Raw genomic sequence first — 25,254 nt, forward strand, 5'->3', positions numbered from 1 at the left:
CGAAAGGCCAATTGGTTTGCGTGCCCGATCGGAGATTGGGGATGCAGCATTTGGCGCGAAAGGCCAATTGGTTTGCGTGCCCGATCGGAGATTGGGGATGCAGCATTTGGCGCGAAAGGCCAATTGGTTTGCGTGCCCGATCGGAGATTGGGGATGCAGCATTTGGCGCGAAAGGCCAATTGGTTTGCGTGCCCAATCGGAGATTGAGGATGCAGCATTTGGCGCGAAAGGCCAATTGGTTTGCGTGCCCGATCGGAGATTGGGGATGCAGCATTTGGCGCGAAAGGCCAATTGGTTTGCGTGCCCGATCGGAGATTGGGGATGCAGCATTTGGCGCGAAAGGCCAATTGGTTTGCGTGCCCGATCGGAGATTGGGGATGCAGCATTTGGCGCGAAAGGCCAATTGGTTTGCGTGCCCGATCGGAGATTGGGGATGCAGCATTTGGCGCGAAAGGCCAATTGGTTTGCGTGCCCAATCGGAGATTGGGGATGCAGCATTTGGCGCGAAAGGCCAATTGGTTTGCGTGCCCAATCGGATATTGGGGATGCAGCATTTGGCGCACCTGAAGGAGGAACTTCGATGGCTGGGGTCGACAGACGAGCGCTTATTTTGAAGGCGGCGACGCAGTCCTTTGCCCAATTTGGCTATAAGGCGACGACGATGGATCTGGTCGCCAAGATCGCCAACGTGGGAAAGGGCACGATCTACACGTTTTTCAAGACGAAGGAAGACTTGTTCGACGAGATCGTGCGCAAGGCGCTGCACGAGCTGAAGAGCGTGCTGGACGAGGGACTGCACGAAGGCGAGCCGTTCTTCGACAACCTGTTCCGCGTGCTGGGCGCGCTGCTCGAATTTCGCTCCGACCACGAGCTGTTCATCAAGCTCCAGCAGGAGGTGCGCGATATCGGCACGGCGAAGGCGCTCGACGGCACGCACCGGCTGGAGGGACTCGTGCTGGAATATTTGCAGCGGCACATCGAGACCGGCGTGGCGAACGGCGAGATCAAGCCGTGCGATCCGGAGATCGTCTCCTACGCGATGTTGAAGATGTACGTGGCGCTCACGACCGATTGGAACAAAACCCACGCGACGCCGCTGAACAAGACGCAAATTCAGGATCACCTGATGCTGTTTTTCGCGGACGGACTGCGCGGCGGCTAAGAAAGCTCAAAATCCTCTTAAAATACAAGGCGGTGTAAGTTTCGTCTTATCCCTGACTTGTATTTCTCCGGAATGGGGATTTTTTTATGATACAAAATGACCAAAATTCAATTTTAGTCATAAATTCATTCCAGGCACCACAAAGCGAGCAGTAATACGAAAAGGACGTGTGAAAGTTATGAAAGCACTCAGCGTGTTCGGCAAGGACATGATGGCGGTGTTCAAGAAGCCGCTCGTGCTTGTCTCCTTCGTCGGCGTCGCGGTCATTCCGATGCTGTACAGCGGTTTCCTCATTAAAGGCTCTTGGGACCCGTACGGGTCCCTGGAGAAGCTGCCGGTCGCGGTCGTGAATTTGGATAAAGGCGCTTCGTACGAGGAAGAGCAGCTGGATGTCGGCAAGGAGTTCGTCGAGGAGCTGAAGAAGAACCCGGATTTCGACTGGCGGTTTGTCACGGCGGAAGGCGCGCGGGACGGGATGGCGCACAACAAGTATTACATTACGATCACCGTGCCGGAGAATTTCTCGGAGAAGGCGGCGACCGTCATGGACGAGAAGCCGCAGCAGGCCGAGATTATATTCGAGCCGAACAGCCAATACAATTACATCGCCGGTCAGATCGGCAACAGCGCCGTGAAAGAGCTGCGGGCGAAGCTGTCCGCGCAAATTACGGAAGCGTACACGCGCGGCATGCTGGAGCAGATCGACAAGGTGTCGGATGGACTCGGCGAAGCCGGAGACGGCGCGACCAAGCTGGCGGACGGAGCCAAGAAGCTCGAAGACGGCTTGGTCAAACTGCAGGAAGGCGCGGCGAAGCTGGCCGACGGCACGCAGTCGCTCAAGAACGGCGTAGGTCCGCTGGCCGGCGGCGCGGCGAAACTTCATACCGGCGCAGGCACGCTGAAGCAAGGCGCAAGCAGCTTGGCTAGCGGACTGACGCAGTTGTCGGACGCGCAGGGCAAGCTCACCGCGGGCGCCGAGGCGGCGCGCGATGGCGCGGGCAAGCTCGAGGCCGGGCTGCAGTCGTCGGCCGAAGGCGCCGGCAAGCTGACGACCGGCTTGCAATCGTCGGCCGAAGGCGCGGCCACGCTATCTTCCGGTCTCGCCTCGGCAGCGGAAGCGAGCAAGCAGGTGGCGGGCGGCGCCCAGCAGGTAGCCGACGGTCTCGCGCAGCTGCTCAAGGCGAATCCGCAGCTGGCGGCTAATGCGCAGGTTAATCAGCTGCTCGCCGCGAGCCAAGCGGTCGCGCAAGGGAGCGCAAGTTTGCGCGACGGCCAGTCGCAGCTGGCGGCGGGCGCGGCACAGCTCGAAGCCGGTCAGCGACAGCTGCTCGGCGGCGCGCAACAGCTCGAGGCTGGCCAGCAGCAGCTGCTTGGCGGGGCGCGGCAGCTCGCGAGCGGACAGGACCAGCTGCTGACGGGCATGAACGCGTTCGCCGGCAAGCTGGGTGAAGCGGCCGCGGGCGGACGGAAGCTGGCGGACGGCGCCGGCGATCTGACGAGCGGTCTTGCCAGTCTGAAGAGAGGGCTGGGCAAGGTGGCCGGCGGCGTTGGCACGCTGGCGGAAGGGACCAAGGAGCTGGGCAGCGGCACCGGCGAGCTGAAGGACGGATCGGCGAAGCTCGTCGACGGCTCGGGCGAGCTGGCCGACAAGCTGACCGACGCCGCGACGAAGACCGCCGAAGTGAAGACCGGCGACGAGACGGTGTCGATGTTCTCCGATCCGGTGAAGATCGTGGAGAACGACGACCGCAAGGTCGAGAAGTACGGCATCGGCATCGCGCCTTACTTCTTGTCCTTGGCGCTGTTCATGGGCGGCCTCGTCTTCACGACGATCTTCTCGGTGCGCGATTCCGTCGTGCCGAACGCGTCGCGCTTCGGCCTGTTCCTGAGCAAGACGCTCACCTTCGTCGTCATGAGCGCCGCGCAGTCGGCGATCGTCGCCACGGTCGTGCTGTTCGTGCTCGACATTCACGTGCAGAGCGCGCCGCTCTTCTACCTATTCGCGTTCATGGCGAGCCTGGCGTTCGCGATGATTATCCAGTCGTTCGTCACGTGGCTGGATAACCCGGGCCGGTTCCTGGTTATCATTCTGATGATCTTCCAGCTGACGTCGAGCGCGGGCACGTTCCCGCTCGAGCTGCTGCCGGGTTGGATGCAGACGCTGAACCCGTGGCTGCCGATGACGCACAGCATAATCGGCCTGAAGGCGGTCATCGCCAGCGGCGATTTCAGTCTCATGTGGGAGCAGCTGGCCAACCTGGCCGTCTACGCGGTCGTGTTCGTCCTGCTGACGTTCGCGTATTTCATGCGGCGGAAGCCGGCCATGCCGATGAACGAGACGGCGGCAAGCCTGTAACCTAAGACTGCTTCCCGGTTTCCATCCGGGAAGCGGTCTTTTTTGCGTGCGGCCCATATTGTCGCAATCGGATCGCCCATCCTCGCCAGCGGCAAACGCGCCGCTATTCGCATAGCGGGCCGCCGGGACACGCATAATACTCAAGCGATGGAAACTTGTTCTTGGACTGCCAATCGGGCGGCTGGTTCGCTCGCGGCGGAGGAAAGGGTGAAGGTGATGAAGAAAGGACTGCGCTGGTTCGCGGGGGAATGGGCGTCGCTCGTGCGCTCGCCCAAAATGCTCGTATCGCTTATCGGCATCATTTGCATACCGGTCTTGTACAGCGGCATCTACCTATGGGCGTTCTGGGATCCTTACGGTCATCTGGAGCGGCTGTCCGTCGCCGTCGTGAACGAGGACCAGCCGGCCGAATTCGAGGGCGAGACGTATGCGATCGGCGGCGATTTGGTGAAAGAGTTTCAGGCCGACCGCTCCTTCGATTGGCATTTCGTCAGCCGGGAGGAAGCGGACCGGGGGCTGGTCGCGAACGAATACTACTTCGCGATCGTCGTGCCGGCGGATTTCTCCAAGCGGGCGACGACGCTGATGGATCAGCAGCCGACGCCGCTCGAGATTACGATCAAATCGAACGAAGGCTTAAACTACATCGTCGCGAAAATCGGGCAGTCCGGCATCGAGAAAATCCGGCAGCAGCTGGCGGAGAAGCTGACGCTGAACTATACGGAGGCGATCTTCAAAAGCCTGGACGAGCTGAAGGACGGGATGCAGAAGGCGAGCACGGGCGCGGGCGATCTGCACGCGGGCTTGCAGACGCTATCCTCCGGCACCGCCAAGCTGGCCGCGACGGTCAAGAATAACCAGGCGTCGATCACCCAGCTGGACAAGGGCGCGGCCGGCCTGAAGACGGCTGCGGCCAAGCTGGCGGAAGGCGCTTCGAAGCTGAACGCGGCATATGCGCAGATCGGCACGGGGACGAAGCAGGTCGATACGGCGCTCGCGCAGCTGCAATCCGGCGGCAAGCAGCTGGCCGCGGGCCTTGATCCGCTGGCCAAAGGGGCAGCCGGCGTCGATCAGCTGATCGGGGGGTACGCCGCCCAGCATCCGGAAGCGGCCGCGGACGCAACGTATCAGCAGCTGAAGGCGGCCGGGGCGCAGGTGTCCGCGGGGCTCGCGCAGGTACAGGCTTCCGTGAAGACGTTCAATGCGGGCGTCGCCGAACTTGTAACCAAACACGGCCAGCTGCTAGGCGGCGTCAACGCGTTCGCGCCGAATCTGAAGCAATTGACGACGGGCGCCGCGCAGCTGAGCACCGGGGCGGCTTCGCTTTATACCGGGGTACACAAGGTAAGCACGGCGTGGACGGCGCTTATTCAAGGCATCGACGAATTGGCCGCGGGCGAGAAGAAGCTGGTGGACGGCAGCGGGGAGCTGAGCGCGGCGCTGAAAGACGGAACAAGCGAGCTGGACAGCATCCACTCCTCGCAGGGACTGTTCGAGATGATGGCCAACCCGGTCCGGGTCCGGGAGGACAACATTAACGCGCTGCCCAACTACGGTACCGGGATGGCGCCGTTCTTCGTCTCGATCAGCCTGTACGTCGGCGCGCTGCTGTTGACGACCGTCTTCGCCCTGCGCCATAATTTCGCGCCGCCGCCTTCGGGGGTTCTATGGTGGCTGTCCAAATACTCGGTCATGGCGGCCGTCTCGATCGGGCAGGCGCTGTTGGTCTCGCTCGTGCTGACCGGCGTCGTCGGGCTGAACCCGCTCGATACCGTCGATTTTGGCTTGTACACGCTGTTCGTCAGCCTGGTCTTCATGGCGATTATCCAGCTGCTGGTCACGCTCGGGGACAACGTCGGGCGGTTCTTCGCCATCATTCTGCTCGTCCTGCAGCTGGCGGCGACGAGCGGCACGTTCCCGGTCGAGCTGGGGCCGGACGGCTTGCAGACGATCCACAAGTTTCTCCCGATCACCTATACGGTCGAAGGATTCCGCTCCATTCTCTCGACGGGCGACTATGAGCTGCTGCGGCAGGACGTCTGGCTGCTGCTCGTCTACTGGGCGATCGCGGCGGCGATTACGGTCGTTATGCTGTCGGCGTTCGTGCGGCGGAAGAGACGAATGAAAGCGCGAGAGGCGTGAGCGGGTTGTCATAAGCAAGGGCTGCCGCGAGCGTTGGCGTATCGCGAATTGCAACAAGAAGGCATTCCGTAGAGGTTAACGCGCTTGAACGTTCAAGCCGTTAACCTCTTTGCCATGCAGCCGTAGGCAACATAGAAGGCATGAAGAAAGCCCCGCCGCTTGGGAGAGCGGCAGGGCGCGGGTGCGAACGCTGGAACGAATGGCGGCGCGAATAGAGAACAATTATTGGTCCGCGTTGGTTAACGCGTGCTCCCAGCTCGGGAAGTAGAATAGAGCGTTCTGCATCAGCTCGGGATGCGAAGTTTTCATTTTCTTCTTGTTCAAATTCTGTCCGCTCGTCTTAAGCTGCCGAATTTGCGAAATCACATCGTTCGCGCTCATGGATGCATCCATCGCGATACCTCCTTTTGCCGGTAATGTTCCTATTATTGCCAGAATTCGCCGGAACATAACCGAGAGGATCATTCGGTTAAACTGACAACGCGATGCGAAGCGGGCCGAATGTTTCGTCCGCTTGGCCAGGCGCCGCAAGCTTCATCTCGAGCGTATCGCCGTCCGCGACGGGACCGACTCCGGCCGGCGTGCCGGTATAGATCAGATCGCCCGCGCCGAGGCCGAAGCGGGAACCGATGAAGTCGACGAGCTGCCGGAGCGGGAAAATCATATCCGCGGGAGATCCCTGCTGGATCGTCTCCCCGTTCTTCACGAGGCTGAACGTTAACGAGGCGAATTGTTCTCCCTCGAACGGGCGGAAGGCCGACAGCGTGGCGGAGCCTTTGAAGCCTTTGGCAAGCAGCCACGGATGACGTTTCTCCTTGAGCGCGGATTGCACGTCGCGGGCGGTCCAGTCGATGCCGAGCGCCACGCCGTCGATCAGCTCGGAGAGCGGCTTGCCCGGCGCGTAGTCCGAGGCGATGCGGACGACGAGCTCGACTTCGTGGTGGATTTCGCCGATGCCGGCCGGCAGGACGAGCGTACCCTCCGCCGGGTTCAGCGCATGGGTAGGCTTGCCGAAGATCATCGGCTCGCCGGGCACGTCATTGCCGAGCTCCTTCGCGTGGAGCGCGTAGTTGCGGCCGACGCAGTAGATGTTGCGGATTGCGGAATAATCGGTCATATACGGGAACATCTCCTTCGTTGCAATAAAGGTGTGCCGCCGGAAGCGGACGAGTCTTCCCTTATTATACACGCCGGCGGACGCAGGCCCGCAAGTTCGGCGCGGCATGATGGCCGAGAAGGGCTCGGGCGAAGCCGGAGCGAGAGGTGCAACTCGGCTCGGTTTATCACAAGCCATATTGTTGACGCCTGACGAATACGCGTGATAGTATACATAATCAACTGTTGTTATAGCAACTAATTGGAGGATTGGAGAAGAAACGTGAACCACCATTTGGACGAACATATCGGGATCTTGATCCGCGACGTCGATCTGGCGATCTCGGGCTATGTGAAGCGCCAGTTGGCGCCGCTTGGCCTCGCGCCGGAGCAAAGTCTCATTCTGCTGCTGTTGTATCGGGAAGACGGGCTGCCGCAGCACGAGATCGCGCTCCGGCTGCGCAAGGACAAGACGAACGTGAACCGCATGATCGATAATCTCGAGGGCAAAGGGGTCGTCATTCGGCGGTCGGACCGAGCGGACCGGCGCGTGCAGCGGGTCTGGCTGACGGAGCAGGGGCGGGCGCTGGAGGAACAGGTGCTCGCGATGACCGAGCGGACGACGCGCCTGCTGACCGAAGGCTTCGCGCCGGAAGAACTGGAAGCGGGAAGACGCTTCCTCGAACGGGTTCGCCATCATCTCCAGCAGACGCCATCATCCGATTCATGAAAGGGACGAAACACTTCTTATGGCACAACCGAACGTAACGAACGAACCGCGGCCGGGGCGGATCGGCGCGTCCAAGCGGCTCTGGATGGCGATTATTCTGGGCAGCCTGAGCGCCTTTGGGCCGCTGTCGCTCGACATGTATTTGCCGGCGCTGCCGGCGCTTGCGGATGATCTGCGGACGACCGCGTCGCTGGCGCAGCTGAGCTTGACCGCGTGCATGCTCGGCCTGTCGCTCGGCCAGCTGCTGGCCGGACCGCTCAGCGACGTCCGCGGCAGAAGGGGGCCGCTCTTGATCGGCCTAGTCGTCTACGCGGTCTCGTCCGTACTATGCGTCTTCGCGGGCAACATTGGGCTCTTCTTGGCCTTGCGCTTCATACAGGGCCTTGCCGGCGCGGCGGGCATCGTCATCTCCCGCGCGATGGTGCGCGATATCTATTCCGGGACGGAGTTGACCAAATTCTACTCGCTGCTCATGCTCGTGAACGGGGCGGCGCCGATCCTCGCGCCGATTATCGGGGCGCAGATTCTGCGGTTCGGCGAGTGGCCGACCGTGTTCGCCGTGCTCGCCGGCTACGGCGCGGTCATGCTGATCGCGGCGAGCGCGGGGCTCGGCGAGACGCTCCCGGCGGACCGGCGATCGGCCGGCGGGCTCCGCGGCACGCTGCGCACGTTCGGCTTGCTGCTGCGCGACCGGCTGTTCATGGGCTATGCGCTGACGCAAGGATTCATCATGGCGGGGATGTTTGCGTATATTTCGGGCTCCTCGTTCGTGCTGCAGAACGTGTACGGCGTCTCGCCGCAGACGTTCAGCCTGATCTTCGCGATGAACGGAATCGGCATCATCGCCGCGACTCAGATTACGGGCCGCTTGGCGAGCCGAGTCGGCGAGACGAAGCTGCTGCGGGCGGGCATCGCGATCGCGGCGGCCGGCGGCCTCGCGCTGCTCCCGGCGCTGGCGGCGCAGGGAGGACTCGCCGTCGTGCTGCCGCCGCTGTTCCTTGTCGTGGCGAGCGTCGGCGTCGTCTCAACGGCGGGCTTCTCGCTCGCGCTGCAGCGGCACGGCCAGAACGCGGGCAGCGCGTCGGCGCTGCTCGGCCTGCTCTCCTTCATCATCGGCGGCATCGCCGCGCCGTTCGTCGGCATCGCGGGCGAGCACACGGCGCTGCCGCTCGGCGTCGTCATCGCGATCGCCGAGCTGTGCGCGGTGCTCTGCTATGCCGCGCTCGTCCGGGGCGGACGGAAGTAGCCCGGACACGTGGCCGCAATCCGCATAAATAATGAAAGCCAGCTGCAAGCCGACGGGGGAACCCGACGGAGCGGCTGGCTTTTTTCATTTCAACGCTTGCTGTCTTTTTTGGAAGGCAAGCTTCATCTCCTGGATATAGGCATATACATGTTCAATTTTCGGCAGCTCGATCGCTTGCTCAATGGCGGCTGTGATGATAGCCGTTCGCTCTTCGTCTGCTCGAAGAGCCTCCGCGAAGCTATTTTCATAATCGCTTAGGAACGCTTCTTCGGATTCGTAGCTAGGCAGCCACTCGAACAGATAGAGTTCTTTCAGTTGAACATACAACGCCAGGAACTCTTTGATGTTACGCGCAACCGGTTTAATCGGGTCGTCGGATTCCATCGGTTGTATGAATACGACAGGGGCATTCTCTAAGGAATCTACGGTATCGCCTTCGGTAAGAAAGGCAAAATGGTCCCCGTTGGCACCCGTCGCTAAGAAGACGATGGCGTCTTCGGGGGTACAATCGTATGTGACGTCGTCATCTTCGGCAAAGTAGAGACAAGCTCCGAATAATTCATCGAAGTCGGCACCGTGTCGGTCCATTAATGTCTTGTCGAGCTCATGCAAGCGCCGCAGCGTGTCGGGCATTTCGTATCCTCTAATCATTTCGTTCCCCCGCATTTCAATATATAGGCTACCCTCGCTTCATTGTACAAGGAAATACGCGAAGGTGTCGTGTTTCCGTGCCACCCGATCTTACTTAGTTAACTTGATTAACGATCTTTCCGGAAGCCAGGTCAGCATTTCATCCATGATCCTAACGGATTCCTCCGAAGCGTCCCAGGAGTCGCGCTCTTGTTCGTTTCGCCTGAGAATGTAGGGCGTATAAACCTTCTGTCTTCTCCAATTGGCGATCCATTGGGAATCCATGATGACGGAGATGAATTTCTGGTTATCGCTCGCCCTCCCGATCACGCGGATTCTTTCATACCCGTCTCCCCAAATAAAGGGAGAGCAATACACTTTCGTTCCCGGCCTGAACTGCCTGGTGCCGCTGAAGAAAATTTCGCTGCCGCGATCAAGGTAGGTTCCTTCGCTCAAAATATTTCCGACCAAGCACCAAATGTAGGTTCTGGCGCCTCCGTCCTCGGCTTCCATTTGCATCACCTCGCACAGCTATTTATCGGATGGCCGCCCAATAACCCCGCTACTCCTCGTCTCCCCCTTGATGCAACCTTCGGTAATCCCTTGCGGACATCCGCGTCACAGCCTTGAACATTTTGCCAAAGTGCGAGAAGTTGCCGAATCCGACCTGGCCGGCGATATCGGTAATCTTGAGCGGGGTGTCCCGGAGCAGCCGCTGCGCTTCCTTCAGCCGCGTCAGATTGACGTAGTCGATAATCGTAAACCCCGTGATCTCCTTGAACATCCGGCTGAGATAGTAGGGGCTGATATAAAAGCGCGCGGCGAGCTCGTGGATATGCACCGGCGCGGCGTAATGATCGTTCAAGTGGCGGACGATCTCCGACACCTTGCCGTGCATCGGCGTGACCGGAGGCGCGGCATCCGCCGCTTGCGGGTGGTCCGCGGCGTACCGGGCGCACAGCAGCAGCAGATCGATCAGCGCATGGCGAAGATACAACTCGCATCCCGGCGCCCGATCCCGCAGCTCCTGCACGATCCGCGCGGCATGGCCCCGGACGATGCGCTGCTCGTCCGCCGGCAGGCGCACGAGCGGCGTGGCGAGGGCGAACGGGCTGCGCAGCAGCTCGGCGTCCGCCTCGGGCAGCGCCTGCAGCATCGGTTCGTCGAAATGCATCACGAGGCGGGCATGCGGGCCCGTGCCGGACTGGATCGATTTGTGCAGCTCGTGCTTGCCGATCAAGATCAGATCCCCGGCCTCAACGGGATGGGCGGCGTCCTTGATGAAGTAGGTGCGCCTGCCTTCGAGCAGCAAATAAATTTCGTAATACGGATGCCAATGCTGGCTGTCCATGCTGAACGGCTCCGTCCGCCGAATATATTCCATATAGATGGACTTGCCCGCCGGCGCGCCGTAATCCAGCTGTTCCGGTTTGGCGTATGCCATGGTGGACCGCCTCCTGGCCGATGATTGTCCTTATTATAGCAAGATTAGCGGGGTTGGGGATGAATTGAGCAGGAAATGAAGAGAAAAAGATTGTATGTTGCCCTATCCTTAAGGAAAAGGGAAAGCGATTCCACGACGTTCAAGCGGTCGCCAATTGATCACGAAGCAGAACAAGGCGTAACTCGGCGTCGAATCTTGCGTTCAGGCTTGAAGTCCGGTGCTCATTTAGGTTGACCTAAACTCAGCTCCTCCTTCTTCGCCTTCTCGCAACCTTCTCGGTGCTGAACTGTCGACTTTTTGAACGCACAATTTTAACGTAAAGGATGAAGGACATGACGGTCAAAAAGAAATACGTGCTCGTCGGCAGCGGCGGGCGGGCGGAATTTTTCTACGGGGCGATCGCGAGAGACTTCCGGGAGACGAGCGAGCTGCTCGCGTTCTGCGACTCGAACCAGACGCGGATGGACTATGCGAACAAGCTGCTGGCCGAGCGCTACGACTACGAGACGGTGCGCACGTACAAGCCGGAGCAATTCGACGAGATGATCGCCGCCGAGGGGCCGGACGCGGTCATCGTGACGAGCGTGGACCGCACGCATCATACGTACATTATCCGGGCGATGGAGCTCGGCTGCGACGTCATCACGGAGAAGCCGATGACCGTCGACGCGGACAAATGCCAGGACATTCTGGACGCGGTGGAGCGGACCGGCCGCCATGTGCGCGTCACCTTCAACTACCGCTATGCGCCGCATCACACGAAGGCGCGGGAGCTTATCGAGGACGGCGCGATCGGGCAAGTAACGAGCGTTCACTTCGAATGGCTGCTCAACACCCAGCACGGCGCGGACTACTTCCGCAGATGGCACCGGGACAAACGCAACAGCGGCGGCTTGCTCGTCCATAAGTCGACGCACCATTTCGACCTCGTCAACTTCTGGATCGGCTCGGAGCCCGATACGGTGTTCGCGTTCGGCGACCTGTTGTTCTACGGCAAGGAGAACGCGGAAGCTCGGGGCGTGACGAAGTTCTACGACCGGGCGACGGGCAACCCGAACGCCGAAGGCGACCCGTTCGCACTGCAGCTGGACGGCAATCCGCACCTGAAGAGGATGTACCTGGACGCCGAGCCAGAGGACGGATACCGCCGCGACCAAAGCGTGTTCGGCGACGGCATCAACATCGAGGATACGATGGGCGTCATGGTTCGTTACAAGAACAAGGCGATTCTGACCTACTCGCTGAACGCCTACTTGCCTTGGGAGGGCTACCGGATCGCGTTCAACGGCACGAAGGGACGGATCGAGATGAACGTCGTTGAACAATCCTACGTCAACTCCGGCGGCGACAAGGCGCTGGAAGGCGCGATCAAGGGGCAGCAAATCACTGTCTTCCCGATGTTCGGCGCGCCGTACGAGGTGCAGGTCGAGGAGGGCGCGGGCGGCCACGGCGGCGGCGACCCGGTGCTGCTGAACGATATTTTCGGCGTGCCGGCCGAGGATCGCTTCCGCCGCGCGGCCAACCATGTCGACGGGGCCAAATCGATCCTGACCGGCATCGCGGCCAACCAGTCGATTCGCACCGGGCTTCCGGTGAAGGTCGACTCGCTCGTGAAGTTCCGCGGGTAACCGGCCGTCCGTCGCGGTCGGCTTGCTTGGATCGCGGCCGCAGTACGATAGGCGGTAACCGTTGCTGCCTTCGCAGGAATGGATTCACGCTCATCCCTTAAAGCGCAAATCCGAGTGTCGCAGCATCGCCAATCAAACACCCGCGCGTCGGACTGTCTCCATTTTTTAAATGGCGTCGCCCGCGCGCGTTTTCCCCATTTCCCCGAAAAATGAAGGAGGCGTATCCGTTGAAACCTTTTCTGGACGACCAATTTCTGTTGACGAATGCCGTAGCCGAGCAGCTGTACCATGAGCACGCGGCGAAACTGCCGATTATCGATTACCACTGCCATCTGGATCCGAAGGAAATCTACGAGAATAAGCAGTTCGCCAATTTGACGGCCATCTGGCTGTACGGCGACCACTATAAGTGGCGGGCGCTGCGCGCGAACGGCGTGCCCGAGCAGCTCGTGACCGGCGGCGAAGGCGTCTCCGACTACGATCGGTTTCTGGCCTGGGCCAAAACGGTGCCGGCGACGCTGGGCAATCCGCTCTACCATTGGTCGCATCTCGAGCTGGCCCGCTACTTCGGCATCACCGAGCTGATCAACGAGAAGAACGCGCCCGCGATTTGGGAGCAAGCGAATGCCAAGCTGGCGACGGACGCGTTCCGCGTGCGGGACTTGATTGCGGCCAACAAAGTGGAGGTCATCTGCACGACGGACGATCCGGCGGATACGCTGGAATACCATATCGGCATTCGCGAGATCGAAGGCTTCGACTGCCGCGTGCTGCCGTCCTTCCGTCCGGACAAGGCGCTGGAGATTCGCCGCGCGACGTTCCTGCCGTGGCTCGATAAGCTGGCGGCGGTTCATGGCGCGCCGATTGGCGATTACGACGGCTTGCTCGCGGCGCTCGAAGGGCGCGCGCGTTTCTTCGACGAGCAAGGCTGCCGCGTCTCCGATCATGCGCTCGATTACGTGCCGTACGCGGAGACGACCAAGGCGGAAGCGGCTGCCATTTTCGCGCGGGCGGCGGCAGGAGAGTCGGTCACGCTCGAAGAAGAGAAGAAGTATAAAACCTTCACGCTGCTGTTCCTCGGCAATCTCTACCGGGAGCTCGGCTGGGCGATGCAGCTGCACATTCACGCGGCGCGCAACGGCAGCAGCCGAATGTTCGCCAAGCTGGGACCGGATACCGGCTTCGATTCCGTGAACGAGGGCGAGGTCGCCTACCCGTTGTCGCGCCTGCTGGACCGTCTCGATTCGGAAGGCGGACTGCCGCGGACGATTCTGTACTCGCTCAATCCGAACGATTACGACGTCCTCGGAACGCTCATGGGCAGCTTCCAGGGCGACGGCATTCCGGGCAAAATCCAGCTCGGCGCGGCTTGGTGGTTCAACGATACGAAGGACGGCATGCTCGCCCAAATGAACGCGCTCGCGAATTACGGGCTGCTGAGCCGTTTCGTCGGGATGTTGACCGATTCCCGCAGCTTCCTCTCCTACACCCGCCACGAGTACTTCCGCCGCATCTTGTGCAACATGCTCGGCGAATGGGTGGCGCGCGGCGAAGCGCCGCACGATATGGAGCTGCTGGGCGGGATGGTCGAAGACATCTGCTACGGCAACGCGAAGCGGTATTTCGAGTTCGGATAGGCGAGTAAACGGCAGCGGCGCGAAGGAGAAGGAGCTTGCGCATGGAAGGGAATTTGAAGCTTCGGCCAGCCGCGGAGACGGATTGGCCGCTCGTCCATCGTCTTATTATCGAAGCGTTCCGCGAATATGAAGGCGTGCTCGTTCCCCAGTCCGGCGCCCTTCGCGAGACGGTGGCGAGCATCCGGGAGACGGTGTCCGGCCGCGGCGGCGCCCTGATCGCGGAGACGGCGGACGGGTCGGCCGCGCTCGGCACGGCGCTCCACTACGTGGTGGAGAAGCACTTGTACGTCGGCCGCGTATCCGTCGTTCCCGCGGCACGCGGACAAGGCGTTGGCAAGGCGCTCATGCTGGAGATGGAGCGGATCGCGCGCGAAGCGGGTCTAGCCGAAATTCGCGTGTCGGTCCGGCTGTCGCTGCCGGATAACGTCGCCTTTTACGAGCGGCTCGGCTATGAAGCCTTCGACCATGTCTTTTACCCCGACCGGACGGACAGTTGGTACGAAATGAGGAAGCGGCTGGGCGCGGCGCTTTCGGAATCGGACTGATGGCGCTCGGACGCGGGTAGTTAAGGCCGCCGGAGCCATCAACGGCGGAACCGCGGCCGCTTTGGCGAACGTTCGGGTGAATCCCGGCGGCAATGCGCGTAAGCGAAGATAAGCAGTCAACCGCAGCAGGACGGCTGCGCGATAAGAGGTCAACCAGTGCCGCGGCGGCTGGTTGGCCTTTTTTAACGGTTACGTTCTCGTTAGGCGAGAGTACTGCTACTGCGCAGAGTTATTCCGCAGACCGTCCCATGCACCATGCTCATGTTTCTTCAATAAAAGCTGCCAGATCGTCCGGCTGGCGAACTTCCCCCGATCGGCGCGCGCCAGTTCCGGAAAATGCTGCATGGTTTGGCACGGCCGAACGCAAGCTAGTGGGGGAATAGAATGAAGCGCGGCGCGTTCTTTTTCACGGCGCGAGTCGTTTCGTCTTGTAACGGTCTGAGTAAGGTTTCTTGACGGCTTAAGCTTAGTTAGGCGAGGTTTTATGCCATTGCCTCGCATCTGGCCGGGCTGAAGCCGGCCCAAACGGCGAAAAACACACGTTGAAACGAAAAACGAAGTAAAATGTTCGTGTTTTCTGACAATTTCATTCATTCAGCCCGGTCGATGTGACGCAAAAACGAACTTTAATAAATAGCTTCGGAATTAATGTTCGTATTTCGGTTGACAGCGCCAAGGCACATTCGGTACACTAGGGGAGTCGAAGAAAGCAGCGTTCGAGTCTGCTTTCCCTAATAAAGCAACCCTCGTATAAGTTCGGGAATATGGCCCGAAAGTTTCTACCCGAGAACCTTAAATTCTTCGGACTACGAGCCTATTTGAAGAACGGCCAGCGCTTCCGGGGATAACGGAGATGCGGCACCGGCAACCTGCGCAGACATGATGAATCATCCGCTTTAGAAGTCCGGTTCGGACGGGCGGCGGCCCGCGCAGGGCGCAGAGGTTCTTCGCTTACGTTCGTGTCCCGTGGCAGTCATCCGGTCGGATCGCTGTTAGCCGGGATTTTTCTGTTTTCAGGACATATAGGAACGTATAAGTTTCACGATTATACTTCGGCCTCTATGCCTCGATCGCGGAATGCTGCATTCCCCATCTTCCGATGGTGAATGCAAACCAATCCGCTTATCCGGAACGAAACGCACATCGCCGCAAAAGACGGCGCTAGCCGTTTCGCCTTGAAATACAGGGATTTATAAGTTTCACGCTTATTAATCATCCTGTATTTCTCCGGAACGAAACGCACATCGCCGTAAAAAACGGCGCTAGCCGTTTCGCCTTGGACTACATTTATAATAAAGAAAGTGGGTATCGATGCATGTCAGCGAAAGTGGGCGTCATCATGGGCAGCAAGTCGGACTGGGAAACAATGAAATTGGCCTGCGATGTATTGGACGAGCTTGAAATTCCGTACGAGAAGAAGGTTGTCTCCGCGCACCGTACGCCTGATCTGATGTTCGAATACGCCGAAACGGCCGCAGACCGCGGATTGAAGGTTATTATCGCGGGCGCGGGCGGCGCCGCACATTTGCCCGGCATGGTCGCTGCCAAGACGATTCTGCCGGTTATTGGCGTTCCGGTGCAATCCAGAGCGCTGAACGGGCTGGACTCCCTGCTCTCGATCGTGCAGATGCCAGGCGGCATACCGGTCGCGACCGTCGCGATCGGCAATGCGGGCGCGACCAACGCGGGCCTCTTGGCCGCGCAGATGCTGGGCGCGTTCGATTCGCAGCTGCAAGGACGCGCGCAAGCGCGCCGCGACCGCATACAGCGCGAAGTGCTGGAAAGCAGTGACACGCTATGAGCGCAGCGGACAAGCAACCGAGCGGCGGATTGATTTCGCTTAACGGCGCGCTTGGCGCGGATGAAGGCGCGGCTTGCGGCATCGATGGCTGCGCGCCGGCGTCCGCGGGCGAGACGGCTCCGCAGGCGAACGTGATTTTGCCCGGCTCGACGATCGGCATTCTCGGCGGCGGGCAGCTCGGCCGCATGATGGCGAACGCGGGCAGCGCGATGGGTTACCGGTTCGTCGCCCTCGACCCGACGCCCGATGCGCCGTGCGGACAGGTGGCCGAGCAGATCGTGGCCGCTTACGACGACCGGGAGGCCGCTCGCGAGCTGGCGAAGCGCTCCGACGTCATTACGTACGAGTTCGAGAACGTCGACGCGGGCGTCGCCGCCATGCTGATGCAAGAATCGTACGTGCCGCAGGGCAGCGAGCTGCTCTACACGACGCAGCATCGGCTGCGCGAGAAGCGCGCGATCGAAGCGGCGGGCGTGAAGGTCGCGCCGTACAGCGAGATTCGCAGCGTCGACGAGCTGCGCGAAGCGGTCGGACGGTTCGGCTTGCCTTGCGTGCTGAAGACCGCCACGGGCGGCTACGACGGCAAGGGCCAGTGGGTCATTCGCGGCGAGGAAGAGATTCCGGAAGCGTACGAGACGCTCAGCCGCGCCAAGACGGAGCTGGTGCTGGAGCAGTTCATCCGCTTCGAGAAGGAGCTGTCCGTCATCGCGGCGCGCAGCCCGCAAGGGGAAGTGAAGACGTTCCCCGCGGCGGAGAACGTGCACGTGGACAACATTCTCCATCTCTCCATCGTACCGGCGAGAGCGAGCGAAGCAGTATTGCGCGAAGCGGAGCGGCTGGCGGCGGCGATCGCGGAAGGGCTCGGCGCCGTCGGGCTGATCGCCGTCGAACTGTTCCTGACGGCGGACGGCGAGCTGTTCGTGAACGAGCTGGCCCCGCGCCCGCACAACAGCGGCCATTATACGATGGAGGCGTGCCGGACGTCGCAGTTCGAGCAGCATGTGCGCGCGATTTGCGGGCTGCCGCTCGGCGATACGACGCTCTTGACGCCGGTCGTCATGGTGAACGTGCTTGGCGAGCATATCGAGCCGCTGCTCAAGCACGTGGCGGTTGCCGATTCGGCCGCGGCCCGGCACGGCGTCGCGCCGAAGGTGCATTTGTACGGCAAGCATGAAGCGAAGCATAAGCGGAAGATGGGCCACATCAACGTGCTCGCGGAGAACGTCGACGCGGCGCTGGCATGGATATCCGAAACGAATATTTGGAGGGTGTAACCAATGTTGGATCGTTATAGCAGACCGGAGATGCGGGCCATTTGGACCGAAGAGAATAAATTCAAAGCATGGCTCGAAGTCGAGCTTTGCGCTTGCGAGGCTTGGGTGGAACTCGGCGTTATCCCGCGCGAGGATGTGGTAGCGCTGCGCCAAGGCGCGACGTTCAACATTGACCGCATTTACGAGATCGAGCAAGAGACGCGCCATGACGTCATCGCGTTCACGCGCGCCGTATCCGAGACCGTCGGTCCAGAGCGCAAGTGGGTGCACTACGGCTTGACGTCGACGGACGTCGTCGACACGGCGATGGGCTACCTGCTTCGCCAGGCGAACGAAATTCTCGACAAGGACATCGTGAACTTCATCGAGATTTTGCGCGGACAAGCGATTGCCTACAAAGATACGGCCATGATGGGCCGCACGCACGGCGTTCACGCGGAGCCGACGACGTTCGGCCTGAAGATGGCGCTCTGGTACGAAGAAATGAAACGCAACCTGGAACGCTTCCGCCATGCGGCCGACGGCGTCCAGTTCGGCAAAATCTCCGGCGCGGTCGGCACGTACGCGAACATCGACCCGTTCGTCGAAGAATTCACCTGTAAGAAGCTCGGTATCACGCCGGCGCCGATCTCGACCCAGACGCTGCAGCGCGACCGCCACGCCGAATATATGGCGACGCTGGCGCTGATCGCAACGTCGCTCGACAAGTTCGCGACCGAAGTTCGCGCCCTGCAGAAGAGCGAATTCCGCGAGGTGGAAGAGCCGTTCGCGAAAGGCCAGAAGGGCTCGTCCGCGATGCCGCACAAGCGCAATCCGATCGGCTGCGAGAACATCTCCGGTCTTGCGCGCGTCATCCGCGGCCATATGCTGACCGCCTACGAGAACGTGCCGCTGTGGCATGAGCGCGACATCAGTCACTCGTCCGTGGAGCGGATTATCCTGCCGGACGCGACGATGCTGCTCAACTACATGCTGAACCGTCTGGGCAACATCCTGAAGAACCTGCAGGTGTTCCCGGAGAACATGAAACGCAACATGCAGCGCACGTTCGGCGTGCCGTTCTCGGGCCGCGTCATGACGAAGTTGATCGACAAAGGATTCAGCCGCGAGCAGGCGTACGATACCGTGCAGCCTCGCGCGATGCAGGCGTGGGAAGAACAGCGCCAATTCCGCGACATTATCGAGTCGACGCCGGAGATTACGTCGGTGCTGTCGGCCGAGGAGATTGACGATTGCTTCAACCCGGCATGGCACCTGAAGCATGTCGATACGATTTTCAAACGTCTGGAACTGATCTAAGCGGCGACCGGCAAGCTCGGATAGGAAGAGAACCCCGGCTTCATGGGCCGGGGAACATGCGCGAGTAGCGGAAGAGGAGCGAGAAGTTCATGGCTGAACAAGCGTTGTCTACGGCAGAGGCGTATATCAAGGCGCCGCTTCTATATAAAGGCAAAGTACGCGAGTTGTATGATCTGGGCGAGCATTACTTGATCGTGGTCACGGACCGGATCAGCGCGTTCGACTACGTGCTGGACCCGGCGGTGCCGCAGAAGGGGAGCGTGCTCAACCGGCTGTCGGCGTTCTGGTTCGAACAGACGGCGGACATCCAGCCGAACCACGTCGTCCATACGGACGTCGACCGGCTCGGCGATCTGGTGACGGAGCCGGAGCTGCTTCGCAACCGGATCATGGTGACGAAGAAAGCGGAACGGATCGATATCGAGTGCGTCGTGCGCGGCTACATAACCGGCAACGGCTGGCGACAGTACGCGAAGACGCAGGCGATCAACGGCATCGAACTGCCGGCGGGACTGCGCAAGAACGAACGTTTCCCGCAGCCGCTCTTCACCCCGGCGGCGAAGAACGACGTCGGCCACGACGAGGATATCCCGTTCGAGCGGATGCAGGAGTTGGTCGGCGCCGAGCTGGCCGAAGAGCTGCGCGATCGCAGCATCAAGCTGTACGAGTTCGCGCGCGGCTACTGCGAGGAGCGGGGCATCATCCTGGCGGACTGCAAATTCGAATTCGGCCTCGTCGACGGCAAAGTCATCCTGATCGACGAGATCTTCACCCCGGACGCATCGCGCTTCTGGGCGAAGGAGAACTACGCGTACGACGTCGAGATCGACAGCATGGACAAAGAACCGGTGCGCACGTATCTGCTCGGCTCCGACTGGGACCAGAACAGCAAGCCGGCTCCGCTCCCGGACGCGGTCGTCGACGAGACGACGCGCCGCTATCTCAACATCTTCGAGCGGCTGACCGGCCAAACGCTCTAGGCGCGAAGCGCCAACCAACTAACCAAACCCGCGGGGCAAGCAAAGATGCCCCGCATCCCATAAAGTCGTCCGCAAGCCGGGTTCTCCCGGCGAGCGCCACGACCTGCACCCCGAGCAGCATGAAAATTTGTTCAATTCGGAAAATGGCGCAGCAAATAAGCCTTTGACGATACGGTGGCAAACAACGAAACGGAGCATGAGATGAGCTGGAGAAGCGTCAGCGTTCGCCTTTGTGAACGGATTCCTCCCTACCCTGACTATTCAGGGAATCCGTGAACAACAGCGATCGGAAGTCCATCTCATGAGCAGTGAAGCGCGGTTTGCCACCAGCTCGTCGGTGTTTTGCGAAGCCCTCCATTTTCACAAAGAATTCCAAACATTTCAGGAGGCGACCCCCCATGAAAGCAACGGTTTACGTGACAATCAAACAGAACGTGCTTGACCCGCAAGGAAGCGCAGTACAAGGCGCGCTGCACACGATGGGCTTCGAGGAAGTCGGCAAAGTGCGCATCGGCAAATACCTCGAGCTTGAGCTGGACACGAACGATCGCGCCGAAGCCGAATCCCGGCTGAAAGCGATGTGCGAGAAGCTGCTGGCGAACACCGTTGTCGAAGACTACCGTTTCGAACTGGAGGGTTAATCCGATGAAATTCGCGGTACTCGTTTTCCCCGGATCCAACTGCGACATCGACTGCTACAAAGCGGTGGAGAACGCGATCGGCCAAGAAGTGGACTATGTTTGGCATACGGCGACGGATCTCAGCGCATACGACGCGATCCTCGTGCCGGGCGGCTTTTCCTATGGCGACTACCTGCGCTGCGGCGCGATCGCTCAGTTTGCGCCCGTCATGAACGAAGTGGTCAAAGCGGCCGAGCAAGGCAAATTTATCCTCGGCATTTGCAACGGATTCCAGATCCTGACGGAAGCGGGTCTGCTGCCAGGCGCGCTGCTGCGCAACAAGGACCTGAAGTTCCGCTGCCACAGCACGCTGCTCGAAGTCGTGAACAACAACACGGCGTTCACGAACCAATACCGCCAAGGCGAGATCATCGACATTCCGATCGCGCACGGCGAAGGCAACTACTACTGCGACGACGAGACGCTGGCGAAGCTGCAAGCGAACAACCAGATCGTCTTCCGCTACAAAGCGGGCGCGAACCCGAACGGTTCGGTCGACGATATCGCGGGCATCAGCAACGAGCGCGGCAACGTGGTAGGCATGATGCCGCATCCGGAGCGCGCGATCGACCAGCTGCTCGGATCGGAAGACGGCTTACGGATGTTTACATCGATTTTGAACGCATGGAGGGAACAACATGGCGCAGCAGTTAACGGCTAAAGAACCGACGGCGGAGCAAATTGCGGACCAGAAAATTTACACGCAATTCGGCGTCACCGATCATGAATATGAACTCATTTGCGGTTTTCTCGGCCGCCTGCCTAACTACACCGAGATCGGCGTATTCAGCGTCATGTGGTCCGAGCACTGCTCGTACAAGAACTCCAAGCCGATTCTGAAGAAGTTCCCGATCACGGGGCCTAAGGTTCTCATGGGTCCGGGCGAAGGCGCGGGCATCGTCGATATCGGCGACAACCAGGCAGTCGTGTTCAAGATCGAGTCCCATAACCACCCATCGGCGGTCGAGCCTTACCAAGGCGCGGCAACCGGCGTAGGCGGCATTATCCGCGACATTTTCTCCATGGGCGCACGCCCGGTAGCGCTGCTCAACAGCCTCCGGTTCGGCAACCTCGAGAACGCGCGCGTCAAATATTTGTTCGAGAACGTCGTCAGCGGCATCGCGGGGTACGGCAACTGTATCGGCATCCCGACCGTCGCGGGCGAAGTGATGTTCGACGAGAGCTACGAGGGCAACCCGCTCGTCAACGCGATGTGCGTCGGTCTGATCGATCACGATAAAATCCAGCGCGGCGTCGCCAAAGGCGTCGGCAACCCGGTGTTCTACGTCGGCCCGGCAACCGGCCGCGACGGCATTCACGGCGCGACGTTCGCGTCGGTCGAGCTGTCCGAGGAATCCGAAGAGAAACGCACCGCGGTCCAAGTCGGCGACCCGTTCATGGAGAAGCTTGTCATGGAATCGACGCTCGAGTTGATCAACTCCGGCATCGTCCTCGGCATCCAGGACATGGGCGCGGCAGGTCTGACGTGTTCCAGCGCGGAGATGGCGTCCAAAGCCGGCAACGGCTTGGAGCTGTACCTCGACGAAGTGCCGCAGCGCGAACAAGGAATGACGCCGTATGAAATGATGCTGTCCGAGTCGCAAGAACGCATGCTGTTCGTCGTGGCGCCGGAGAACGAAGCGCAGGCGCGCGAGATTTTCGAGCGTTGGGGCGTTATCTGCGCGAAGGTCGGCAAAGTCACGGACGATGGTCGTCTGCGTCTGTTTCACCAAGGCGAAGAAGTGGCCAACATGCCGGTGACGGCGCTCGTCGACGAGTGCCCGGTGTACAACAAACCATCCGCGGAGCCGGCTTACTATGCGGAGAACGGCGCGCTCGACACGACGTACGAAGAAGTAACCGACCTGACGGGCACGCTGAAGCAAATCCTCGGTTCGCCGACGGTGGCGAGCAAAGAGTGGGTCTATAACCAATACGACTACATGGTGCGCACGAGCACGGCGGTACAGCCGGGTTCCGACGCGGCGGTCGTCACGATTCCGGGCACGCGCAAGGCGCTCGCGATGACGACGGACTGCAACGGCCGCTACGTGTACCTCGATCCGGAAGTGGGCGGGGCGATCGCCGTCGCGGAAGCGGCGCGCAATATCGTGTGCTCCGGCGCCGAGCCGCTCGCGATTACGGACAACCTGAACTTCGGCAATCCGGAGAAGCCGGAAGTGTTCTGGCAGCTGGAGAAAGCGGCGGACGGCATGTCCGACGCGTGCCGCGCGCTGGATACGCCGGTTATCGGCGGCAACGTATCCCTGTATAACGAGAACGCGAAGGGCGCGATCTACCCGACGCCGGTTATCGGCATGGTCGGTCTCGTGCACGACGTGAACCATATTACGACGCAGCGCTTCAAATCCGAAGGCGACATCATCATTCTCCTCGGCGAGACGAAGCACGAGTTCGGCGGCAGCGAATACCAGCACGTCTTGCACGGCAAGAACGAAGGCCGTCCGCCGCAATTGGATCTGGCTGTTGAGAAAACGCTCCTGAGCGGCGTGCTCGGCGCGATCCAGCAAGGCCTCGTCGCATCGGCGCACGATCTGTCCGAAGGCGGTCTTGCGGCGGCGCTGGCGGAGTCCTGCATCGGCGGACGCCTGGGCGCGGACGTGAACGTCGTGACGAATCTGCGTCCCGACGCGGCGCTGTTCAGCGAATCGCAATCGCGCATTCTGCTGTCGGCGAAGCCGGACCAAGCGGAGCAGCTGAAGACGTATCTGACGGAGCAAGGCATTGCGAATGCGCAAATCGGCGTCGTGCGCGGCACCGATCTCACCATCAACATCAACGGCAATCCGGGCATTGCAGCGCCGGTTGAGCAACTGGAGCAGGTTTGGAAGGATGCGATTCCATGTCTGATGAAGTAGTGAAGCAGCCGCACCGATTATGGACGGGCGCTCACTATAACGAAGGAATAGGCCGGGACGATATTTTCGACAAATTGCGCGAGGAATGCGGCGTATACGGGGTATGGAATGTCCCGAACGCCGCCTCCCTTTCCTACTACGGGCTGCACGCGCTGCAGCACCGCGGCGAGGAAAGCGCGGGCATTTGCACGGCCGATTCGACGCAGGACGGGAAATTCAACTATCACCGCGGCATGGGCCTCGTGAAGGAAGTATTCACGCAGGACGTGCTGGAGACGCTCGAGGGCAACGCCGCGATCGGGCACGTGCGCTATTCGACGGCGGGCGAGAGCAAGCTGGCGAACGCGCAGCCGCTTATTTTCAAATACCGCAAGGGCGACCTGGCGGTGGCGACGAACGGCAACATCGTGAACGCCCCGTCCATTCGCGAAGAGCTCGAGAACCTCGGTTCGATCTTCCAGACGAGCAGCGACACGGAAGTCATCGCGCATCTGATCGCGCGTTCGAGCAAGGATTTCGTCGGCGCGGCCAAAGACGCGCTGCAGCGCATCATCGGCGGCTTCGCGTTCCTCATCATGACGAACAACAAGCTGATCGTCGCTTCCGACCCGCACGGCCTGCGTCCGCTCGTCATGGGACGCCTCGGCGACGGCTACGTGTTCGCTTCCGAATCTTGCGCGCTGGAGACGGTTGGCGCCGAATACGAACGCGACGTGCAGCCGGGCGAATTGATCGTGCTGGACGAGAACGGCATGACGGTCGATCGTTTCGCGCCGCTCGAGCGGCGGGCGACCTGCGCGATGGAATATATCTATTTCGCGCGTCCGGACAGCGACATTAACGGCATTAACCTGCACTCCTCACGCAAAAGGATGGGGCAGAAGCTGGCCGTCGAAGCGTTCGTCGACGCGGATATCGTCACGGGCGTGCCGGATTCGAGTATCTCCGCCGCGATCGGCTATGCCGAGCAGACGGGCATTCCGTACGAGCTGGGGCTCATCAAGAACAAATACACGGGCCGCACGTTCATCCAGCCTTCGCAGGAGCTGCGGGAGAAGGGCGTCAAGATGAAGCTGTCCGCCGTACGCAAAGTCGTCGAGGGCAAGCGCGTCGTCATGATCGACGATTCGATCGTGCGCGGCACGACGTCCCTGCGCATCGTCAATATGCTGCGCGAAGCGGGCGCGACGGAAGTGCACGTGCGGATCACGTCGCCGCCTTTCGCCAATCCGTGCTACTACGGCATCGACACGCCGGACCGCAGGGAGCTGATCGCCTCGTCCAAGACGGTCGAGGAGATCCGCCAGGCGATCAACGCGGACTCGCTCTATTTCCTCAGCCACGAAGGGCTGATCGACGCGGTCGGCGGCAACGAGGGCGCGAAGAACCGGGGCATGTGCCTCGCCTGCTTCGACAACGACTACCCGACGCCGGTCGATTTCAGCTCGGATAAGAGCTGCAGCTGCTAGAATATATTCTTCCCGTGGGCATGTTCTAGTGCCACCCCAACGCTCCGAGCGAGGGGCTCACGGGTGAAGCTTTGTCCGTCAGGACAAAAGCGTGCCAGCTCGAAGCCACCCGCCAACCGCGAACAAACGCGCCAGCACGAAGAAGGGAGTCCAGAGGGCAAAGTCCTCAGGTTCCCCTCGGCGGAGGGGGAAGGGGGAGGGAGCAAGGGGATCTGCAAGGGCGAAGCCCATTTTTACCGTGCGAATCGTTAACCAAG

20 protein-coding genes, 1 pseudogene and 1 riboswitch are annotated in these 25,254 nt (G+C 60.7%); of the genes and pseudogenes, 16 read left to right on the top strand and 5 right to left on the bottom strand.

The genetic code is table 11. The features are described 5' to 3' along the window. The first annotated feature begins 580 nt into the window (after positions 1 to 580). The 3 genes from BCM02_RS30750 (at position 581) to BCM02_RS30760 (ending at position 5,660) form a co-directional block, all read left to right on the top strand. Positions 581 to 1,162, top strand: coding sequence for a TetR/AcrR family transcriptional regulator (locus BCM02_RS30750; protein WP_148932962.1), 582 nt, complete (start codon positions 581 to 583; stop codon positions 1,160 to 1,162). A 178-nt stretch (positions 1,163 to 1,340) separates the two neighbouring features. Further along, complete coding sequence (locus BCM02_RS30755) at positions 1,341 to 3,518, top strand: YhgE/Pip family protein (protein ID WP_148932963.1); 2,178 nt, start codon at positions 1,341 to 1,343, stop codon at positions 3,516 to 3,518. A gap of 216 nt (positions 3,519 to 3,734) precedes the next feature. Beyond that, positions 3,735 to 5,660, top strand: a complete 1,926-nt coding sequence (locus BCM02_RS30760) for a YhgE/Pip domain-containing protein (protein WP_246183629.1) — start codon at positions 3,735 to 3,737, stop codon at positions 5,658 to 5,660. Positions 5,661 to 5,882: 222 nt separating this feature from the next. On the opposite strand, the gene BCM02_RS35520 is transcribed toward BCM02_RS30760, so the two are convergent. Together BCM02_RS35520 and BCM02_RS30765 are read right to left on the bottom strand one after the other, a co-directional pair. After that, positions 5,883 to 6,053, bottom strand: a complete 171-nt coding sequence (locus tag BCM02_RS35520) for a hypothetical protein (RefSeq protein WP_187434497.1) — start codon at positions 6,051 to 6,053, stop codon at positions 5,883 to 5,885. 76 nt (positions 6,054 to 6,129) lie between these two features. Beyond that, complete coding sequence (locus tag BCM02_RS30765; RefSeq protein WP_148932965.1) at positions 6,130 to 6,777, bottom strand: fumarylacetoacetate hydrolase family protein; 648 nt, start codon at positions 6,775 to 6,777, stop codon at positions 6,130 to 6,132. A 261-nt stretch (positions 6,778 to 7,038) separates the two neighbouring features. Between BCM02_RS30765 and BCM02_RS30770 the strand changes: the two genes are divergently transcribed. Further along, positions 7,039 to 7,485: a MarR family winged helix-turn-helix transcriptional regulator gene (locus tag BCM02_RS30770; RefSeq protein ID WP_187434498.1), complete on the top strand. Its 447-nt coding sequence runs from the start codon at positions 7,039 to 7,041 to the stop codon at positions 7,483 to 7,485. 19 nt (positions 7,486 to 7,504) lie between these two features. Next, complete coding sequence (locus BCM02_RS30775) at positions 7,505 to 8,731, top strand: multidrug effflux MFS transporter (RefSeq protein ID WP_148932967.1); 1,227 nt, start codon at positions 7,505 to 7,507, stop codon at positions 8,729 to 8,731. Positions 8,732 to 8,815: 84 nt separating this feature from the next. On the opposite strand, the gene BCM02_RS30780 is transcribed toward BCM02_RS30775, so the two are convergent. From BCM02_RS30780 to BCM02_RS30790, 3 genes are all read right to left on the bottom strand, one after another. Beyond that, positions 8,816 to 9,364: a hypothetical protein gene (locus BCM02_RS30780; protein WP_148932968.1), complete on the bottom strand. Its 549-nt coding sequence runs from the start codon at positions 9,362 to 9,364 to the stop codon at positions 8,816 to 8,818. A gap of 108 nt (positions 9,365 to 9,472) precedes the next feature. Beyond that, complete coding sequence (locus tag BCM02_RS30785) at positions 9,473 to 9,874, bottom strand: hypothetical protein (protein ID WP_148932969.1); 402 nt, start codon at positions 9,872 to 9,874, stop codon at positions 9,473 to 9,475. Positions 9,875 to 9,923: 49 nt separating this feature from the next. Next, complete coding sequence (locus BCM02_RS30790) at positions 9,924 to 10,805, bottom strand: AraC family transcriptional regulator (protein ID WP_148932970.1); 882 nt, start codon at positions 10,803 to 10,805, stop codon at positions 9,924 to 9,926. Between the two features lie 332 nt (positions 10,806 to 11,137). Between BCM02_RS30790 and BCM02_RS30795 the strand changes: the two genes are divergently transcribed. From BCM02_RS30795 to purF, 11 genes and pseudogenes are all read left to right on the top strand, one after another. Beyond that, a complete protein-coding gene (locus tag BCM02_RS30795; RefSeq protein WP_148932971.1) occupies positions 11,138 to 12,433 on the top strand; it encodes a Gfo/Idh/MocA family oxidoreductase in 1,296 nt (431 codons plus the stop codon). 227 nt (positions 12,434 to 12,660) lie between these two features. Continuing rightward, on the top strand, positions 12,661 to 14,070 hold the full coding sequence (gene uxaC, locus BCM02_RS30800; protein WP_148932972.1) for a glucuronate isomerase: 1,410 nt from the start codon (positions 12,661 to 12,663) through the stop codon (positions 14,068 to 14,070). 29 nt (positions 14,071 to 14,099) lie between these two features. Further along, positions 14,100 to 14,615 (top strand): annotated as a pseudogene (locus BCM02_RS30805) (GNAT family N-acetyltransferase); the annotation flags it as partial. 726 nt (positions 14,616 to 15,341) lie between these two features. Then, a riboswitch (purine riboswitch) is annotated at positions 15,342 to 15,444 on the top strand. 486 nt (positions 15,445 to 15,930) lie between these two features. Further along, positions 15,931 to 16,416, top strand: coding sequence for a 5-(carboxyamino)imidazole ribonucleotide mutase (gene purE, locus BCM02_RS30810; RefSeq protein ID WP_148932974.1), 486 nt, complete (start codon positions 15,931 to 15,933; stop codon positions 16,414 to 16,416). Beyond that, on the top strand, positions 16,413 to 17,690 hold the full coding sequence (gene purK / locus BCM02_RS30815) for a 5-(carboxyamino)imidazole ribonucleotide synthase (protein WP_148932975.1): 1,278 nt from the start codon (positions 16,413 to 16,415) through the stop codon (positions 17,688 to 17,690). Before purE ends, purK begins: the two co-directional genes overlap by 4 nt. 3 nt (positions 17,691 to 17,693) lie before the next feature. After that, entirely contained in the window at positions 17,694 to 18,989 is a 1,296-nt protein-coding gene (purB, locus tag BCM02_RS30820) for an adenylosuccinate lyase (protein ID WP_148932976.1), read from the top strand. Positions 18,990 to 19,078: 89 nt separating this feature from the next. Beyond that, positions 19,079 to 19,969: a phosphoribosylaminoimidazolesuccinocarboxamide synthase gene (locus tag BCM02_RS30825; RefSeq protein ID WP_148932977.1), complete on the top strand. Its 891-nt coding sequence runs from the start codon at positions 19,079 to 19,081 to the stop codon at positions 19,967 to 19,969. A 398-nt stretch (positions 19,970 to 20,367) separates the two neighbouring features. Next, positions 20,368 to 20,610, top strand: coding sequence for a phosphoribosylformylglycinamidine synthase subunit PurS (gene purS, locus BCM02_RS30830; RefSeq protein ID WP_148932978.1), 243 nt, complete (start codon positions 20,368 to 20,370; stop codon positions 20,608 to 20,610). 4 nt (positions 20,611 to 20,614) lie between these two features. Next, positions 20,615 to 21,310: a phosphoribosylformylglycinamidine synthase subunit PurQ gene (gene purQ, locus BCM02_RS30835; RefSeq protein ID WP_148932979.1), complete on the top strand. Its 696-nt coding sequence runs from the start codon at positions 20,615 to 20,617 to the stop codon at positions 21,308 to 21,310. After that, a complete protein-coding gene (gene purL, locus BCM02_RS30840; RefSeq protein ID WP_148932980.1) occupies positions 21,288 to 23,528 on the top strand; it encodes a phosphoribosylformylglycinamidine synthase subunit PurL in 2,241 nt (746 codons plus the stop codon). The genes purQ and purL overlap by 23 nt, the downstream gene beginning before the upstream one ends. Next, complete coding sequence (gene purF / locus BCM02_RS30845; RefSeq protein ID WP_148932981.1) at positions 23,513 to 24,997, top strand: amidophosphoribosyltransferase; 1,485 nt, start codon at positions 23,513 to 23,515, stop codon at positions 24,995 to 24,997. Before purL ends, purF begins: the two co-directional genes overlap by 16 nt. Positions 24,998 to 25,254: the final 257 nt, after the last annotated feature.

The organism is Paenibacillus methanolicus (assembly GCF_008124765.1).
GTDB lineage: Bacteria > Bacillota > Bacilli > Paenibacillales > Paenibacillaceae > Paenibacillus_Z > Paenibacillus_Z methanolicus.